This window comes from Flavobacterium sp. Sr18 (genome assembly GCF_011064265.1).
GTDB classification, from domain to species: Bacteria; Bacteroidota; Bacteroidia; order Flavobacteriales; family Flavobacteriaceae; genus Flavobacterium; species Flavobacterium petrolei.
This window is the reverse complement of sequence record NZ_CP049329.1, coordinates 2,861,845-2,879,637: the sequence shown is the minus strand read 5'-3', so window position 1 is coordinate 2,879,637 and position 17,793 is coordinate 2,861,845. Positions and strand designations below refer to the sequence as shown.

The 17,793-nt window shown below is 34.0% G+C and carries 18 protein-coding genes; 11 read left to right on the top strand and 7 right to left on the bottom strand.

The window, feature by feature from the left end; genetic code table 11:
- The first annotated feature begins 75 nt into the window (after positions 1-75).
- The 3 genes from dapB (at position 76) to G7A72_RS12750 (ending at position 3,131) form a co-directional block, all read left to right on the top strand.
- Positions 76-804, top strand: a complete 729-nt coding sequence (gene dapB, locus G7A72_RS12760) for a 4-hydroxy-tetrahydrodipicolinate reductase (RefSeq protein ID WP_165152737.1) — start codon at positions 76-78, stop codon at positions 802-804.
- Positions 805-872: 68 nt separating this feature from the next.
- Positions 873-2,426 carry a signal peptidase I gene (gene lepB, locus G7A72_RS12755; RefSeq protein ID WP_165152736.1) on the top strand — a complete coding sequence of 518 codons (1,554 nt, stop codon included), beginning with the start codon at positions 873-875 and terminating at the stop codon, positions 2,424-2,426.
- A gap of 78 nt (positions 2,427-2,504) precedes the next feature.
- Entirely contained in the window at positions 2,505-3,131 is a 627-nt protein-coding gene (locus G7A72_RS12750; protein ID WP_165152735.1) for a WbqC family protein, read from the top strand.
- A 16-nt stretch (positions 3,132-3,147) separates the two neighbouring features.
- On the opposite strand, the gene G7A72_RS12745 is transcribed toward G7A72_RS12750, so the two are convergent.
- From G7A72_RS12745 to G7A72_RS12720, 6 genes are all read right to left on the bottom strand, one after another.
- The gene (locus tag G7A72_RS12745) at positions 3,148-4,194 is read right to left on the bottom strand and encodes an endonuclease/exonuclease/phosphatase family protein (protein ID WP_113666402.1); all 1,047 of its coding nucleotides are present in this window, start codon (positions 4,192-4,194) and stop codon (positions 3,148-3,150) included.
- Positions 4,195-4,240: 46 nt separating this feature from the next.
- On the bottom strand, positions 4,241-5,110 hold the full coding sequence (locus G7A72_RS12740) for a rhomboid family intramembrane serine protease (RefSeq protein WP_165152734.1): 870 nt from the start codon (positions 5,108-5,110) through the stop codon (positions 4,241-4,243).
- 60 nt (positions 5,111-5,170) lie between these two features.
- Positions 5,171-5,917 carry a rhomboid family intramembrane serine protease gene (locus G7A72_RS12735; protein ID WP_113666404.1) on the bottom strand — a complete coding sequence of 249 codons (747 nt, stop codon included), beginning with the start codon at positions 5,915-5,917 and terminating at the stop codon, positions 5,171-5,173.
- Positions 5,914-7,755: a DNA mismatch repair endonuclease MutL gene (mutL, locus tag G7A72_RS12730; RefSeq protein WP_165152733.1), complete on the bottom strand. Its 1,842-nt coding sequence runs from the start codon at positions 7,753-7,755 to the stop codon at positions 5,914-5,916. The genes G7A72_RS12735 and mutL overlap by 4 nt, the downstream gene beginning before the upstream one ends.
- A gap of 187 nt (positions 7,756-7,942) precedes the next feature.
- The gene (ribH, locus tag G7A72_RS12725) at positions 7,943-8,518 is read right to left on the bottom strand and encodes a 6,7-dimethyl-8-ribityllumazine synthase (protein WP_113635146.1); all 576 of its coding nucleotides are present in this window, start codon (positions 8,516-8,518) and stop codon (positions 7,943-7,945) included.
- A 106-nt stretch (positions 8,519-8,624) separates the two neighbouring features.
- Positions 8,625-9,401, bottom strand: a complete 777-nt coding sequence (locus G7A72_RS12720) for a tetratricopeptide repeat protein (protein ID WP_113666407.1) — start codon at positions 9,399-9,401, stop codon at positions 8,625-8,627.
- 232 nt (positions 9,402-9,633) lie between these two features.
- Between G7A72_RS12720 and G7A72_RS12715 the strand changes: the two genes are divergently transcribed.
- From G7A72_RS12715 to G7A72_RS12680, 8 genes are all read left to right on the top strand, one after another.
- Complete coding sequence (locus G7A72_RS12715) at positions 9,634-10,713, top strand: DNA replication/repair protein RecF (RefSeq protein ID WP_113666409.1); 1,080 nt, start codon at positions 9,634-9,636, stop codon at positions 10,711-10,713.
- Positions 10,714-10,791: 78 nt separating this feature from the next.
- Positions 10,792-11,490 (top strand): thioredoxin domain-containing protein, encoded by a 699-nt coding sequence (locus G7A72_RS12710; RefSeq protein ID WP_165152732.1) that lies wholly within the window; start codon positions 10,792-10,794, stop codon positions 11,488-11,490.
- Positions 11,491-11,496: 6 nt separating this feature from the next.
- The gene (locus tag G7A72_RS12705) at positions 11,497-12,168 is read left to right on the top strand and encodes a DUF2461 domain-containing protein (protein WP_113666411.1); all 672 of its coding nucleotides are present in this window, start codon (positions 11,497-11,499) and stop codon (positions 12,166-12,168) included.
- Between the two features lie 5 nt (positions 12,169-12,173).
- Positions 12,174-13,241 (top strand): glycosyltransferase, encoded by a 1,068-nt coding sequence (locus G7A72_RS12700; protein WP_165152731.1) that lies wholly within the window; start codon positions 12,174-12,176, stop codon positions 13,239-13,241.
- A 109-nt stretch (positions 13,242-13,350) separates the two neighbouring features.
- The gene (murB, locus tag G7A72_RS12695) at positions 13,351-14,364 is read left to right on the top strand and encodes a UDP-N-acetylmuramate dehydrogenase (protein ID WP_165152730.1); all 1,014 of its coding nucleotides are present in this window, start codon (positions 13,351-13,353) and stop codon (positions 14,362-14,364) included.
- A 94-nt stretch (positions 14,365-14,458) separates the two neighbouring features.
- On the top strand, positions 14,459-15,073 hold the full coding sequence (locus tag G7A72_RS12690) for an FMN-binding negative transcriptional regulator (protein WP_165152729.1): 615 nt from the start codon (positions 14,459-14,461) through the stop codon (positions 15,071-15,073).
- Between the two features lie 86 nt (positions 15,074-15,159).
- Positions 15,160-16,266, top strand: coding sequence for a glycosyltransferase (locus tag G7A72_RS12685; RefSeq protein WP_165152728.1), 1,107 nt, complete (start codon positions 15,160-15,162; stop codon positions 16,264-16,266).
- Entirely contained in the window at positions 16,257-16,808 is a 552-nt protein-coding gene (locus G7A72_RS12680) for an RNA polymerase sigma factor (protein WP_165152727.1), read from the top strand. Before G7A72_RS12685 ends, G7A72_RS12680 begins: the two co-directional genes overlap by 10 nt.
- A 109-nt stretch (positions 16,809-16,917) precedes the next feature.
- Here G7A72_RS12680 and G7A72_RS12675 read toward each other — a convergent pair whose 3' ends face one another.
- A complete protein-coding gene (locus tag G7A72_RS12675) occupies positions 16,918-17,670 on the bottom strand; it encodes a glycerophosphodiester phosphodiesterase family protein (RefSeq protein ID WP_165152726.1) in 753 nt (250 codons plus the stop codon).
- Positions 17,671-17,793 lie beyond the last annotated feature (123 nt).

The following is a 17,793-nucleotide window of genomic DNA, read 5'->3' as shown; positions in this document are numbered from 1 at the left end:
GATTTATTGCCGGAGTTTTATTAGCACTATTAGCTGCAGGACTATTAAATTATTCAAAATTTAAAAAATAAACAAATGAAAATTGCACTTTTAGGATACGGAAAAATGGGCCAGGTAATTGAAAGAATTGCACTGGAAAGAGGCCATGAAATCGTTTTGAAAAAAGATGAAAACAACACTTTTGATGGCCTTTCAAATGCTGATGTGGCAATTGATTTTAGTGTGCCAACAGCAGCTGTCAGTAATATTTCAAATTGTTTCGAAGCGAACGTTCCCGTAATTTCCGGAACAACAGGATGGCTGGAGAATTATGATGAAGTAGCAGCACTTTGCCATGAAAAAAAGGGAGCATTTATCTCGAGTTCTAACTTTAGTTTAGGTGTTAATATATTTTTTGAAGTAAATGAATATTTGGCTAAAATCATGTCAAAATTCGATAGCTATAAAGTTTCAATGGAAGAAATCCATCACACACAGAAATTGGATGCACCAAGCGGTACAGCAATTTCTCTGGCAAAAGGTGTAATTGAAAATAGCTTATATACGAATTGGACTTTAGAAAAACCTGAAGCTGACGAGCAGAGCGATAGCGAACTGGCAAAGCAAATTCATATCGAAGCAAAGCGAATTGGTAATGTGCCGGGAACGCACACCGTAACGTATAATTCCTCCGTAGACGCAATAGAAATTAAACATACCGCACACAATCGCGAAGGATTTGCACTTGGTGCTGTAATAGCAGCAGAATGGATTGTGGGAAAACAAGGTATTTTCACCATGAAAGATGTTTTAGAATTAAAATAAAATTATTCGCCTGTTTAAGAAAATTGCTAACGAAACAACCTTAAACTTTAAACTTTAAATAAAAAACTATGTCAGTATATCAATGGTTTGTATTTTTTCTGCTTGTACAAATAGTTCACTTTTTAGGAACCTGGAAATTATATGAAGCTGCCGGAAGAAAAAAATGGGAAGCTGCAGTACCCGTTTACAATGCAATTGTTTTAATGAAAATCATAGGCCGTCCTAGTTGGTGGACTATCTTGCTATTTATGCCAATTATCAATTTGATTATTTTTCCGGTTGTTTGGGTAGAAACGCTGAGAAGCTTTGGAAAAAGATCCGGATTAGATACTTTTTTGGTATTATTAACCTTGGGATTGTACCTGTATTATATCAATTACACACAAAAATTAAATTACATTTCGGATAGAAGTTTAAGTCCGCAAAACAAAGCTGCTGACACCGTTAGTTCTTTACTTTTTGCTATTGTTGTAGCTACAATCGTGCACACTTATTTTATTCAACCATACACGATTCCAACTTCATCATTGGAAAAATCATTATTAGTAGGTGACTTTTTATTTGTAAGCAAAATGAATTATGGCGCAAGAGTTCCCATGACAACTGTAGCTTTGCCAATGGTTCACGATTCTATTCCTTTGACAAAAAGTAAATCATACCTGACTTGGCCTCAATTGCCTTACATGAGAATGCCTGGAATTCAAAATATTGACCGCACAGATATCGTAGTTTTTAACTGGCCGGTCGATACTGTTTATAGATTTTTTGACACTTCAAAAAGACGTGCTTACAAACCCGTAGACAAGAAATCAAACTATGTAAAAAGATGTGTGGGAATTCCGGGTGATAATTTATCAATAAAAGACGGTATCGTATACATTGATGGTAAAATATTGCAATTACCTGAACGAGCGAAACCACAATTCTCTTATAAAGTGGCTTTGGATGGAAAAACACCAATCGATTTTGAATCTTTATTTAAAGATTTAGACGTGACGGATCCTGCTGGTTTTATGGATCAGACAAAAAGAGATACACTTTTCATGAGCGCCTTAACAGAAGTCGGAGCGGAACGATTAAAAAACACACCCGGAATTACGGCTGTCATCAGACAAATTTCCCGAGAAAATGACAATGGTGTTTTCCCACATATCAACAAATGGAATCGTGATAATTACGGTCCCGTTTACATTCCGGAAAATGGAAAAACAGTTGCATTAACTACCGAAACCTTGCCTTTTTATAAAGCCATTATTACCGATTATGAGAATAATGATTTAAAAGTAAACGGTTCCGAAATTAGAATAAACGGCGAAATTGCTACTACTTATACATTCAAGCAAAATTATTACTTTATGATGGGTGACAACCGTCACAACTCAGAAGACAGTCGCTATTGGGGATTTGTTCCTGAAAATCATATCGTAGGAAAACCTATTTTTATCTGGTTGAGTATCGATCCAAACGGCAAAGGAATAAACAAAATTCGTTGGGACAGAGTTTTCACAACCGTTAGTGGTGAAGGTCAACCACAATCTTATTTCAAATTATTCCTTCTGGGATTAGTACTTTTCTTTGTAGGAGAATATTTTTGGAAAAAAAGAAAAGCGAGTAAAGTTTAAATAAAAAAAGTTTAAAGTTTAAGGTTTAAAGTCAGACGACTGCCTTGAACTTTAAACTTTAAAATAACAAATTATCATATGGAAATTCTCCTCCATCCCACCTATTTCCCATCAATCAGCCATTTTGTGGCTATGGCTCAATCAGAAAATATTACATTTGAAATAGAAGATAATTTCCAGAAACAGACAAACCGCAATCGCACTTATATTTACAGTCCAAACGGCATTCAGTTATTAAATATACCAGTAAAGCATTCGAAAGAAAGCCATCAAAAAACGAAAGATATTAGAATAGAAACTGATTTTGACTGGCAAAAACAACATTTCAAATCACTAGAAGCAGCTTATAGAAATTCGCCTTTTTTCGAATTTTTTGAAGATGATATTCGACCGCTTTTTGAAAAAAAACATGATTTTTTGTTGGATCTAAATTTTGAAGCGTTGGCTATTCTGTCCAAATGTCTTCGAATGAAAATTGATTATAAAACTACAACTGAGTATTTTCATGATGTAGACACAGCTATAATTACAGATGTCAGAGCGTTGGTAAACGGAAAAAAAGACCTTTCGTTATTTGAAAACTATACACAGGTTTTTGATGACAAATATGGATTTATCAACAACCTTAGTGTATTGGATTTACTTTTTAATGAGGGGAAATATGCTGCTGAATATTTAAAAACCCAAAAACTAATTATCAAATAGTTTTTTAAAGTGGTTATTACTCTAACGATAATCTTGCCATTATAGGGAAATGATCCGAGTTTACAAAACTTGGAAAATGCTCAAAACTCTTAACCTTCATTTTTTCATCAGCAAAAATGTAATCAATTCGCGCTGGATAATACCTGAACTTATAGGTTTCTCCAAAACCAGTTCCCGCTTCTTCAAAACTATCTTTCATCTTACCTTTTATACTTCTGTAGACATAAGAAAAAGCACTGTTATTCATGTCTCCGCAAATAATAGTTGGGTAAATACATTTCATTTTGTGCTCTTTGAACAATTCTGCTTGTTGCTGTTGCTGCTTGAACGCCTTACTTATTCTGATGAAAAGCATTTGTGATTTTTGCTGATTTATAGCATCTATATTCTCATCAATCTCGTTCACATCAGGAGAAATTTTGATAGACTGCAAATGCATATTGTAAACTCTGATGATATCTTTCCCTTTTTTGATATCTGCAAATACGACGTTATTGCTGGAATTAGGAAAAATTATATTTCCCTGATCGATAATTGGAAATTTAGAAAAAATGGCCTGACCGGTTTTAATTTGGTTTCCATCGGTAAAAATATACCGGTGCGGATACACTTTCAAATCAATATCGGCAGAAGGAGAATACTCTTGCATGCACAAAATATCGGGGTTTTTGTCATTGATGAAGGCTAAAATATCCGAAGGAACATCATCTCTGTCGATCCACTTAAATACATTCAACAACCGAACATTATAACTCATGACAGTAAAATCTTTTTCTTCTTTAGAAAATTTAGGAGAAGAAAACTTGTAAAACTTATTTATAAAAGTGATTCCTATCAATAAAACCAAACCCGATACAATCAATTGTTTTTTGAACTGAAATGCCCAATAAATAAAAAACAGCGCATTGAAAACAAAAAAAAGAGGCATAAAAAGCGTCAAAACAGACAAAAGCGGAAATGATTTTGGTGCCAAAAAAGGCAAAACATAGGCAATGAAAGTGACAAGAGTTAAAATAATATTCAAAAAAAACATCCCTTTATTAAACCATGACAAATTTTTCATTTTCTCAATTTTTTTTATTACAAATAGTTGACAGCCGATTTGAAAATTATTTTCCCACTTTAAACAAAAATTCCTTTTCTTCTTTTGTCAAACTATCATAGCCAGACTGACTAATTTTATCTAAAATTTCATCAATTTGTTGTTGTGATTTATCTTTTGTAACTATTTTCGAAACAGTTTTCTCTACTGGCTTGCTGTAATTTTTGTGCACTTTTTTGAACGGTGTCGAAGTATTTTTCTTGAACAAATTGGCAAAAAAAGTAATTACACGAGAAACACCAACACTTAAATCCGTTCCATTTTGTAGCAATTTAATAAAAATAAAACCAAAAAAAGCACCTGAAAGATGAGAAATGTGTCCGCCCATGTTTTCAGAACGCAGCTGCATTAAATCAATAATAATAATTACGGCAGTAACATGCCACAACTTGACATTTCCGATAATCAATAAACGAAGGTCCATCAAAGGATAATAAGTTGTAGTAGCGACTAAAATCGCCATAATTGCCGCAGAAGCCCCTACAATTGGCGCATTAATATTTAAAATATAAAAAACCAAAATATAACATATTCCAGCAAAAATAGCACTCAACATATACAGCCCTACTAATTGCTTCGATGTGAAAAAAGTCATAAATAATCTGCCTGAAAAGTTTAAAACAATCATATTAAAAACGATGTGCATGATGCCGCTGTGAAAAAAAGCATACGAAAGCAACGACCATGGTTTCCAGAGTAACAGCGCCGCATCAGAGGATAAACTCACATAATGAAGATAATCAATATTGACACCCAACAAAGATAAAAGCGCAAAAAATAACCACGGAAAAACAAACAAAGCAGCATTCCAAAAGATTAGCTGAGTCACTATTCCTCCCATCTTATATTGTAATTTCAGGTCGTCAATAATATTCATAATGTAATTGGGATTTAAAAACTGATAGTGAATTCGTACTATTTAAATGAAATTACAATTTTAATTCCAACGGTTTTTATTAAACTGATTTTTCTTCCAGTACCACATAATAATAAAACCAAACAAAGCACCACCAACGTGAGCAAAATGAGCAATTCCGCCACCTCCAAAAATTGATTTTCCGGAAATACCTAAATACAAATCGACTAGCACTAAACCAGGAACAAAATATTTTGCTTTTATAGGCACAGGAATAAACATCAAAGCCAGTTCAGCATTAGGAAACATAAATGCAAAGGCTACGATTGTTCCATAAATAGCACCCGATGCACCAACAGCTGTTCCCATATAAGCACTAGTGAAATTTTGAAAATCAGAAACGGATAAGATTTCCTGCCATCTTGTATTTATTTTCCCTTCATTCAATAGCTGTAAAACCTCTTGTTTAGGAAAGCCATTTGCAATAAGTGTGTTCAAACTTTCTTGAAAGTAGTAATAATTTACACCTGTGTGCAACAATGCAGCGCCTAACCCACAGGAAATATAGAAAAACAAAAACTTTTTGCTTCCCCAAATTTGTTCTAAAGCAGATCCAAAAGAATATAACGCAAACATATTGAAGAATATATGCATAAAACCTCCATGCATGAACATATGCGTCACCGGTTGCCACAACTGGAAACTAGGATTTTCAGGAAAATATAACGCCAATATTTTGTAGGCTGCATCGCCAATTATTAAAGTTCCTACAAAAAACAATACGTTAATAATAATTAATTGTTTTACAGTTTCAGTTACGTTTCTCATATTGCAAATTTTTTATCTAAATCTTCCACACGCATGGTGATGAAAGTGGGTTTATGAAATGGAGAAACATTGGGGTCTTTACAGGCAAAAAGCCCGTTGACCAAGTTTTCCTGTTCTTTTTCTGTGAGGTGTGTTCCAGTTTTCACGGCTAAACTTTTGGCCATTGATTTGGCAATCGTATCGTTCTGACTGAAACTGCTTTCCGGAATTCCGTCCTGCAAATCGCTTAATAATTGTTCTAAAACCAATGAAACTTCGCTCTCCGTTACGTTAACCGGTATTCCGGAAATAACAATATGATCCGTATTATTTTCTTCAAAAATAAACCCTGTGTTTCGTAATGACAATTGCAGTTCAGCAATGAGTTCCATTTCGCTTGACGAATAAAACAAGTTCAAAGGAAATAACAACTGTTGACTTGATGCTTGATGAACGGTCATATTAACCAAAAACTGTTCGTACAAAACGCGTTGATGCGCCCGTTGCTGATCAACAATTACCATTCCTGATTTTATGGAAGAAACAATGTATTTTTTATGAATTTGATACGTTTTATGAACAGAATGCTCTACTTCTTCATCATTAAACAAAGACGAAGTTACTTCTTCATTCTCAAATGTCATCTGTCCTATTTCATCCGTATCTTGTTTTAAACCAACATAAAGACTTTCCCAATTAGCAGTTGGTTCCGGTTTTCTGTAACTGGAAAATTGCTTGCTAGGTTTTTCTTCGGAAAACGGATTGAAGTTTCCATCAACCTGAATTGTAGGCGTTTCACCGGTTAAATCTTTGTAATGATAAGGCGTATCTAAATTAGAATCGCGATCAAAATCCAAAACTGGCGCTACATTAAACTGACCCAAACTATGTTTTATAGAAGCTCTCAAAATAGCATACAATGCATGCTCGTCATCGAACTTAATTTCCGTTTTAGTGGGATGAATGTTGATATCAATGGTATTTGGCGGCACCGTTAAATATAAAAAATAACTGGGCTGAGCACCGTCTTTCAAGATTCCGTCATAGGCGGCCATAACAGCATGATGCAAATAACCACTTTTTATAAATCGATCATTGACAAAGAAAAACTGTTCGCCACGATTTTTTTTGGCAAATTCAGGTTTGCTTACAAATCCTTGAATTGTCACTATCTCTGTTTCCTCTTGAACTGGCACCAATTTTTCATTGGTTTTACCCGAAAAAATATTTACAATTCGCTGGCGTAAAGTTGATGGAGGCAAATTGAACATTTCACTGCCGTTGTGGTAAAATGTAAAATGAATATTGGAGTGAGCCAAAGCCACACGCTGAAACTCATCAATCACATGACGGTATTCGACGGTATCCGACTTCAAGAAATTGCGTCGCGCTGGAATATTAAAGAATAGATTCTTGACTGCAAATGAAGTTCCTTTTGGCAAAACAGCTACCTCTTGCGAGACAAATTTACTGCCTTCAACGATGATATGCGTCCCCAACTCTTCTTGGTCTTGCTTGGTTTTCATTTCTACATGCGCAATCGCTGCTATAGAAGCTAATGCTTCACCACGAAACCCTTTTGTGTGCAACGAAAATAGATCTTCAGCTTGACGGATTTTAGAAGTAGCATGACGTTCAAAACACAAACGTGCATCCGTAACGCTCATTCCTAAACCATTGTCAATTACTTGTACCAAGGCTTTTCCTGCATCTTTAATAATTAATTTGATATCTGTTGCCCTAGCATCTACTGCGTTCTCAAGCAACTCTTTGACAACCGAAGCCGGTCTTTGAACAACTTCTCCAGCAGCAATTTGATTGGCAACATGATCAGGAAGTAATTGAATTATACTCGACATTAAAAAATTCAAATTTAAAATTAGCCCTTCGTCTGTGCTTAGGGTGACAATAGTTTATTATAAAACCAAGAACTACAAATTTAATAAATTTCAGCTCGGAATGGAAGCTTATTTAATCATAAAAAAAAACAAAAAACCTATACTATTTTTGAGATAATATAGGTTTAATAACTTGTATTTTGATTGTTTATTCCTTCAATTCTAAAGGCGTACCTTCTTCCAATTGTATTGCACCTGCAGACAATAAATGTTGATTATCTATTTGATGTGACAATGATGATTGTTGACGTATATAAGCCATTTTAATCGCCGCAATAGCAGCTTCGGTTCCTTTGTTTCCATGAATCCCTCCACTTCTATCAATGGATTGCTGCATCGTGTTATCCGTAAGAACACAAAATATAACCGGAACATCCGTTTGAACATTCAAATCTTTTATTCCTTGTGTTACTCCCTCGCAAACAAAATCAAAATGTTTCGTTTGACCTTGAATGACGCAACCGATAACGATTACGGCATCAACATTTTGAGTTTGCAACATCTTTTTAGCACCATAAACAAGCTCAAAACTTCCAGGAACATTCCAACGAATAATTTGCCCAGCAGGAACTTCGTTTTCTAACAGTGTTTTGAACGCACCATCAAAAAGACCTTCGGTGATGGTTTCGTTCCACTCTGCAACTACAATTCCAAAACGAAATTTCTTCGCATTGGGAACCGTGTTTTTGTCGTATTCGGATAAATTTTTATTTTCGGTAGCCATTTGATTTTAAAATTTTGATTTTAGAATTTTGATTTCAGATATTAAAGATAGCATTTTGAAAACAAAATTCTACAATCTTAAATCACCAATCTTATATCATTTTTTACTATTGTGCCAATCCTATCAAAACATCAACTGAAGCACCTTCTGGAGTAGCTTCATAATTTTCTTTAATATCTGTAAAATATTTCAATGCATCCGCTTTATTACCTAAAGCAAGAGCAGTTTTTCCTGCTTTCAATAAGAAACGTGGCGTAGTGAAATCATTTTTATTAGCAGTAGCAGCTTTTACATAATTCTCTAAAGCCTCTTTTGGTTGATTTTTTTGGGAGTAAGCATCACCTATTGCTCCTTTTGCCAAAGCACTTAGAACAATATCATCTGATTTGAACTTGTTTAAATAATCAATCGCTTCTGTATATTTTCCGGTGTTCAAATATGCAATTCCAGCATAATAATTTGCTAAATTTCCGGCATCAGTACCAGAATATTCATCAGCTATTTTCAAGAATCCAAATTTCCCTTCTGAACCATTCAAAGATAACTTATATAATGAGTCACTTGCAACTCCATCAGTAGCTTTTTGAAAATTTTGTTGTGCAACGAACATTTCATTAGCAGCTTCATCTTCTTTTGGCGCAGCAATAAATCGCTGATACGCTAAATAACCAATTGTAACTAAAGCAGCAACGGCAACTAATCCAATAATAACTTTTTGATTTTTAGCAACAAAATCCTCCGTTATTGTAGCCGTTTCGTCTAATTTTGAAAAAACCTCAGCTGTTGTGCTGTCTTTTTCATCAATGATTACTGCTTCAACTCCTTCTTCTTTTACTTCTTTTTCTTTTGGTGCTTTATATCCTCTTTTATTGTAAGTAGCCATTTAAATTTAATTTAGTGAGTCGCAAAAATAAAATTTTTATTCAAACCCACACAAAAAATATGCTTTTATATTTAAAAAAAATATCCTACCAGATTCTTTGTTTCGAAAGACAAAATAATTCTGATAGAAAAAACAGAAAAGAGGGTTTTATCGATATTTTTCAATAATTTGCACCCACTTTGAAAAACCTGTTTAAAAACAGCAAAGTTCTCAATACCAGCAAGCCTTACCCATGTATTTAAAAAAAATTTCACTTTTCAATTATAAGAATTTCTCCGAAGCCAATTTCGATTTTGACACTAAAATAAATTGTTTTGTAGGCAAAAACGGAATTGGTAAAACAAATGTGCTAGATGCTATTTATCATTTGTCGTACGGAAAAAGCTATTTCAATCCATTAGCAGTTCAAAATATCAAACATGGCGAAGAATTTTTTGTGATTGACGCTGAATTTGAAAAAAACGAAAGAACGGAACAAATTGTCTGCAGTCTTAAAAAAGGCCAGAAAAAAATATTGAAACGCAATGGCAAAGCGTACGATAAATTCTCAGATCACATTGGATTTATTCCTTTGGTGATTATTTCTCCTGCCGATAGAGATTTGATTGTGGAAGGAAGCGAAACCAGACGAAAATTCATGGACAGTGTAATCTCGCAACTGGACTCCCATTATTTGCAGCAACTCATTCAATACCAGAAAGTGATGAGCCAACGCAATGCTTTACTGAAATATTTTGCGTTAAATCATGTTTTCGAAACTGACACGCTGTCTATATATAATGAGCAACTGACCGGTTTTGGACAATATATTTTCGAAAAAAGGAAAGAATTTATAGAACAATTCATTCCTATTTTCAATACCCATCATCAAGCTATAACAGGTTCGCAAGAAACAGTTCAACTCGTATATCAAAGTCATTTATTTGAAAAAGATTTATTGACCCTTTTGCAGGAAAACATCAATAAAGATCGTGCTTTGCACTATACTAGCGTGGGAATTCACAAAGACGATTTGGCCTTTGAAATTGATGAACATCCAATAAAGAAATTTGGCTCGCAAGGCCAACAAAAATCGTATTTGATAGCTTTGAAACTAGCGCAGTTTGAGTTTCTAAAAAAACAAAGCGGTGTCAAACCAATTCTGTTATTTGATGATATTTTTGACAAATTAGACGAAAGTCGTGTGGCAAAAATAATCGAAATGGTCAACAGCGATACTTTTGGACAGCTTTTCATTTCAGATACCCATCCGGAACGCACCGAAGTGATTGTAAAATCGACGCATCAGAGCTATAAAATTTTTAACTTATAACTTTTATTTAGTACTTTATAAGGTCTGAAAATTGAAAAATTACCTAATTTAGCGTATTCAAATTTAAATAAAAAAACAATGAAATTTCATCCAATATTCCTCATAATCATATCATTTGTGATCTTTTCCTGTAACGGACAAACTTCAAAAAAAAGCCAAACAATCGATGCAAAAGCTTTTAGCGAAAAAATTGCTGCTACTCCAAATCCACAAATCCTCGATGTCCGAACACCGGAAGAATTTTCCGCCAATCATCTTGACAAGGCTGTAAATGTAAATTGGTTAGGAAACAATTTTGTTGCCGGTGCCGAAAAAATGGATAAAACAAAACCAGTTTTCGTGTATTGCAAAAGCGGCGGACGAAGCCAGAGTGCCGTTGAAAAACTGGAAGAACTTGGTTTTACAAATATTTATCAATTGCAAGGCGGAATATTAAAATGGGATGCTGCAGGATTGTCTAAACCGGATAACAAAATCACAGGAATGACCATGCAGGAATACAACAAATTAGTCAACTCTGACAAAAAAGTATTGATTGACTTTTATGCGGAATGGTGTGCGCCCTGCAAAAAAATGAAACCGTATCTTTTGCAAATGGAGAAAGAATTAGCAGATAAAGTAACTATTATTCGTCTTGATGCTGACAAAAATAAAACCTTGATGACCGAAATGAAAATTAGTGAGCTCCCTACTTTATTGCTTTATGAAAATGCAGCAGTACAATGGAAACATTCCGGTTTTATAAGCGAAGAGGAATTAAGAAAACAAATACAATAACTCAAGATGCTTTCAAAAGACACATTGCAATTTCTGGATGATTTAAAAGCTAATAATAATAGGGATTGGTTTCTGGAAAACAAAAAAAGATACGAAGCATTCAAGAAAGATTACCAACAATTAGTTGCTGATTTACTGGACGCCATGAAACCGCTGGATCCATCGCTGGAAATGCTGGAAGTCAAAAATTGTACGTTCAGAATCAATCGTGACATTCGGTTTTCTAAGGATAAAACGCCTTACAAATCACACTTAGGAATCTGGCTTTCGTCTGGTGCCAAAGGGCTTAATCGATCTGGCTATTACATTCACCTTGAAAAAGGAGCCAGTTTTATAGCCGGCGGACTGTATTGTCCAGAGTCTGAAGATTTAAAAAAAATGCGTAAAGAAATAGCGTTTTTTTATGAGGATTTAGAAGCTATTCTTGCTGAAAAAGATTTCAAAAGTGAATTTGAAGATTTTGATCGCAATGAAAAAGACACTTTAAAAAATCCACCCCGAGGTTACGATAAAGAACATCCGGCGATAGAATTATTAAAATTAAAAAGCTTTGAAGCCTCTCAAAAAATTGATTTCAGCGCAGCATCCAAAAAAGATTTTGTTGCCGTTATGAGCCAAAAACTAATTGCGCTAAAACCGTTGAACGATTACATCAATCGCGCTTTAACGTCGGAGTAATTGTAATGAAAAAAAGGAAAATACTTTTTCTTGGCGAATCCTACAGAGCCGATGCCATCACTTGGATGAACGGACTCAAGGAATTTGGTGATTTTGAAATCATTACTTGGGAATTAAAAACGCCTAGTACTGGTTTTAAAAACAGAATTTTAAGGGTTTTAGAATTTGAATTAGCCATTTTTAAAATCAGGAAACTAATAAAAGTTCAAAAACCGGACATGGTTATTGCGGAAAGAACCACCAGTTATGGTTTTCTTGCTGCATTATCCGGCGTAAAACCAATAGCAATAGCACAACAAGGCAGAACCGATTTATGGCCTGAGAAATCTATTTCCCTTCCGCTAAAAAAAATTATTCAAAAGTATGCTTTTCAAAAAGCCGATTTAATCCACGCTTGGGGTCCCGTCATGTCTATTTCTATGATGGAGGCAAAAGTTGACATGAGCAAGGTTTTAGTACTACCAAAGGGAATTGATTTAGTACACTTTGGAAATCAAAACACGGCCAATCCAGAAAAAATTTGCGCCATCGTAACGCGTTCTTTACTACCGGAATACCGACATGATATTATTCTAAAATCATTTGCCATTTTAAACCAAAAAGGTATCGATTTCGTTCTTACAATTGTAGGTGACGGAACACAACTTGCTACATTAAAAGAATTAGCAAAAAAATTAAACATCGAAAACAAAGTCAATTTTACCGGACGAATTCAAAACACCGTTTTACCAAAACTGTTGCAAGAATCTAACATTTACATCAGTATGCCAATAACAGAAGGCGTTTCGGCATCTTTATTTGAAGCGATGGCTACAAACTGTTATCCAATAGTAAGTGATATTGCAGGAAATAAAAGCTGGATCAAGCATCGCAAAAACGGTCAATTAATTTCTGTTGACGACTATAAAAAGCTTACCGAAGAATTAATCTGGGCGTTTGAAAATAAAGAATATAGAGAAAAAGCAGTTTCTGAAAACAGAAAATTTGTAGTAAAAAATGCAGATTACAGTACTAATATGAAAATTATTGCCAATAAATACCACGAGTTAATCGATGGATTAAATGTAAAATAAGCTGTTTCTGAATTAAGAGATTCTTTCTGATTGTCAAAAATCACCAACAACTACATTTTAATTCTTACTTTTGGTGCAGGATTCAACAACACAAAACGCACTTTCTTTTATGGAAATATTACCTGACTTCTCTTTAAAAAAATACAATACATTTGGGATTGAAGCCAAAGCAAAACAGTTTATCGCCGTACATTCTGTGCAGGATTTGAAAACTATTTTACAAGAAAATAAAACGCAGCAAAAATTTATTTTAGGTGGAGGCAGCAACATGCTTTTGACAAAAAACATTGATGCGCTTGTCATTCATATCGATTTGAAAGGCAAAAAAATCCTTGAAGAAAATGAAAATTTTGTGTTGGTCGAAAGTCAGGCAGGCGAAAGCTGGCATGAATTTGTGCTTTGGACCATCAATCAAAATTTTGGTGGTTTAGAAAACATGTCGCTCATTCCGGGAAATGTGGGAACCACGCCGGTCCAAAACATAGGAGCCTACGGAACCGAAATCAAAGATACTTTTGTTTCCTGCGAAGCAATGACGATAGAAAGTCAGGAAATGAAAACCTTTACAAAGGAAGAATGTCATTTTGGATACCGAGAAAGCATTTTTAAAAACGAAGCAAAAAACCAATATATCATTACTTCGGTTGTCTTTAAATTGACAAAAACAAATCATAAAATCAATACTTCTTACGGAGATATTTCATCTGAATTAGCCAAAAATAACATCATAAATCCAACTTTAAAGGACGTCAGTAATGCCGTAATTAACATTCGACAAAGTAAATTACCCGACCCAAAAGAACTAGGAAACAGTGGAAGTTTTTTTAAAAATCCAATTCTATTGAAATCAGATTTCGAAAAAATTCATCAGCAATTTCCTGAAATGAAATATTTCGATATTTCAGAAACCGAAGTAAAAGTCCCTGCAGGCTGGTTGATTGAACAAGCCGGTTTCAAAGGAAAACGTTTTGGTGATGCCGGAATTCATAAAAATCAAGCTTTAGTTTTAGTGAATTATGGCAATGCTACAGGTCAAGAAATTTTGAATGTTTCTAAGGATATTCAGGAGACTATTTTTAAAATGTTTGGAATTCATATTGAAGCGGAAGTAAATGTTATTTAATAAAAAAAAGAGTGTTTGACTCCTTAGATTAGCGGATAACAAATTGATTAATTTTATGTTTACTCTAATATTAAAAGACCTAACTTATTAAAGTATGTACACACCAGAAATCTATAAAAACGAGAATCAAGAAGAAATCAAAAAATTTCTGCAAGAGAACAGCTTTGGTATTCTAATTAATCAAACCAACGGAAAATTGTGCGCTACACATATTCCGTTAGAGCTGGAAACCAATGAAGAAGGCAACGAAATTTTGTACGGGCACATTTCTAAAGAAAATCCACAATGGAATGGTTTTATAGACAACGACCAAGTTTTAGCAGTATTTACAGGACCACATTCCTATATTTCTTCTTCTTGGTACGATCATGAAAATGTACCTACTTGGAACTATATTGCCGTTCATGTGTATGGGAAAATCAAGATTATTGAAGGAGAAGCTGTCATCGAATCCTTAAAAAAACTAGTTGATAAGTACGAACAAAATTCTAAAAACCCGGTTCGTATAGCAGATTTATCGAAGAAAACCATGATGCAAACTCGTGGTATCGTTGCGTTTGAAATTGAAATTACTGAAATCCAAGCCACGAGAAAATTGTCTCAAAACAGAGATGAAAAAAACCATCAAAACATCATTTCTGAGTTAGAAAAAACAGAAGATTTCCAAGCCATTGCTGTTGCAAATGAAATGAAGAACTGTCCTCGATAAATTATTGCGAAATTCACAGATAGTATTTAACAATTCACAATTCTATTCATACCTTTGCACTCGATTTAAAAACTCATTAAACTCAGATGCTTATACTAATTCTTTACTTTTTTATTTTTATTGTTTCGGTTCAAATTTTGTATTATCTGGGTGTTTTTGGAAAATTTGCTTTTGCTAAAGTGCAAAAATTCACACCAAAAAGAATCCCGATTTCGGTGATTGTTTGTGCCAAAAACGAAGAGGAAAATATTGTTAATTTTATTCCTCTGCTTGCAGAACAAAACTATCCTGATTTTGAAATTGTTCTGATAGATGATGCATCAAGTGACGCTACTTTGGATATTTTTGAAGGTTTTGAAAAACAATATTCTAATGTTCGTTTGGTAAAAGTAGAGAACAACGAAGCTTTTTGGGGAAACAAAAAATATGCTCTGACATTAGGAATAAAAGCCGCGAAAAAAGAGTATTTATTATTTACTGATGCAGATTGCTACCCAACTTCGAAAGAGTGGATTACCGCAATGAGTTCTCAATTTACGATGCAGAAAACAATAGTTTTGGGTTATGGTAAATATGAAAAAATCCCAAATTCGTTTCTGAATAAAATAATTCGTTTTGAAACTTTATTGACTGCAATTCAATATTTTTCATGGGCAAAAATTGGACATCCTTACATGGGTGTCGGAAGGAATTTAGCCTATAAAAAGGAAGAGTTTTTTAGTGTAAATGGATTCATCGAACACATGCAAATTCGATCTGGTGATGATGATTTATTTGTAAACCAAGCAGCAAAAGCTAAAAATACAACCATTGCTTATAGTCCAGAAAGTTTTACGGTTTCTAAACCCAAAACATCTTTCAAAGACTGGTGGATTCAAAAAAGAAGACATGTTGCTACGGCAAATTATTACAAACCTTTTGACAAATTGCAGTTAGGAGCATTCTACTGCTCGCAATTGTTATTTGTTTTATTACCTATTGTACTGCTTTCTTTTCAATTCCAATGGATTTTAGTGCTATGCTTAATAGTGCTTAGATATATTATAACTTGGATTATAGTAGGATTTTCAGCAGGTAAATTAAAAGAAAAAGATGTTGTATATTGGTATCCTATACTTGAATTGGTCTTGCTCTTTACACAAATCAATATCTTTATAACAAATACATTCTCAAAACCGGTACATTGGAAATAAACAAACAAATAGAAAAAGCGAAACAAGGCGATCAGGTTGCCTTTACTTTTCTATTGAATCATTACTGGAATGAAGTGTACGGTTTTATGCTGAAACGTACCGAAAACGAAACCAATGCTGAGGATATTACCATTGAAACGTTCTCGAAAGCATTTGATAAAATCGCCACTTATAACTCGGAATTTCAATTTAATACTTGGCTTATTGCTATTGCAAAAAACGTACACATCGATTTATTACGAAAAAAGAAATCAAGTCTTTTTGTCGAAATTACCGATGAACAAGACCAACAAGCCTACAATATTGCCGACACCACTCCATCCGCGGAAGACGAATTGATTACGGAACAAAATTTATCTCAGTTACTGCAATTCATCAAAGAATTGAAACCCCATTATCAAGAAGTGATTCAGCTGCGTTATTTTCAGGAAATGAGTTACCAAGAAATTGCCACTAAAATTAACGAACCCTTGAGCAATGTCAAGATTAAATTGCTTCGCGCCAAAAAACTTCTGGCAGAAATCATTCAGAATAAAAGGTAATATTATTTTAAAAAATCAGCATCGATTCTTAATTATCTAAAAGCAAAAAAGTGATCTAAATTAATTTTAGACCACTTCGTTAAATCAAAGCAATTATATTTCTAAAAAATCATCTAACAATTCTTTCCGGATAATCCGTAATAATACCGCTTACTTTAAGTTGTTGTAAATTTTTAATATCTGCAGGTTCATTGACGGTCCAAGGATATATTTTAAAATTATTCGCTTTCATTATCGCAACATTTTCTGCCGTTAAGGTTTTAAAATAGGGATTTATTGCCTGTGCTTTGAGTTCTTTTCCTGTTTTAATAACAGTCTCAATAGGATCTTTATAGGTAAGCAACCCAATAGCTATTTCAGAACTCAAAGACCTCATTTTTTGCAATTCCCCTATTCGAAAACTGGATATAAAAAAATCTTTATTTCTCCACCCTTTTTTCTTGTATTCTTCTATAATTCTATACGTATCCGTTGCGGTGTTAGTTCCTTTCAACTCAATATTAAGAACTGCTTTTTTATCTATTGTCTCAATCACTTCTTGTAAAGTTGGGATTTGATGTTTCCCGGCAACCAAAACTTTTCTCAATTCTTCGAAAGTATATTCTTCGATTTTTCCTTTTGCGTTCGTTATGCGATCCAAATCATCATCATGAAAAACTACCAATTCACCCGTTTTAATTTTAAAAACATCGATTTCTAACATATCAGCTTTTAATTCCATTCCCTTTTTTATGGATGCCAATGTGTTTTCGGTTTCGTGTCCCATCGCACCTCTGTGCCCACAAACCACAAATTTATTCGAACCGCAATTCGATAATAATAAGGCTGCTGTTGAAGCCAATAATAGTGTAGTGAATTTCATAATGTTTATTTAAGTTTTGTAGTAAAAATAGATGAACCGCCAGAATCAAACATTAAGAAAGGATTAAATTAAGACTATTTTACCTAAAGAAATTCGATCCTTCTTGGTCATATTTGGTTAACA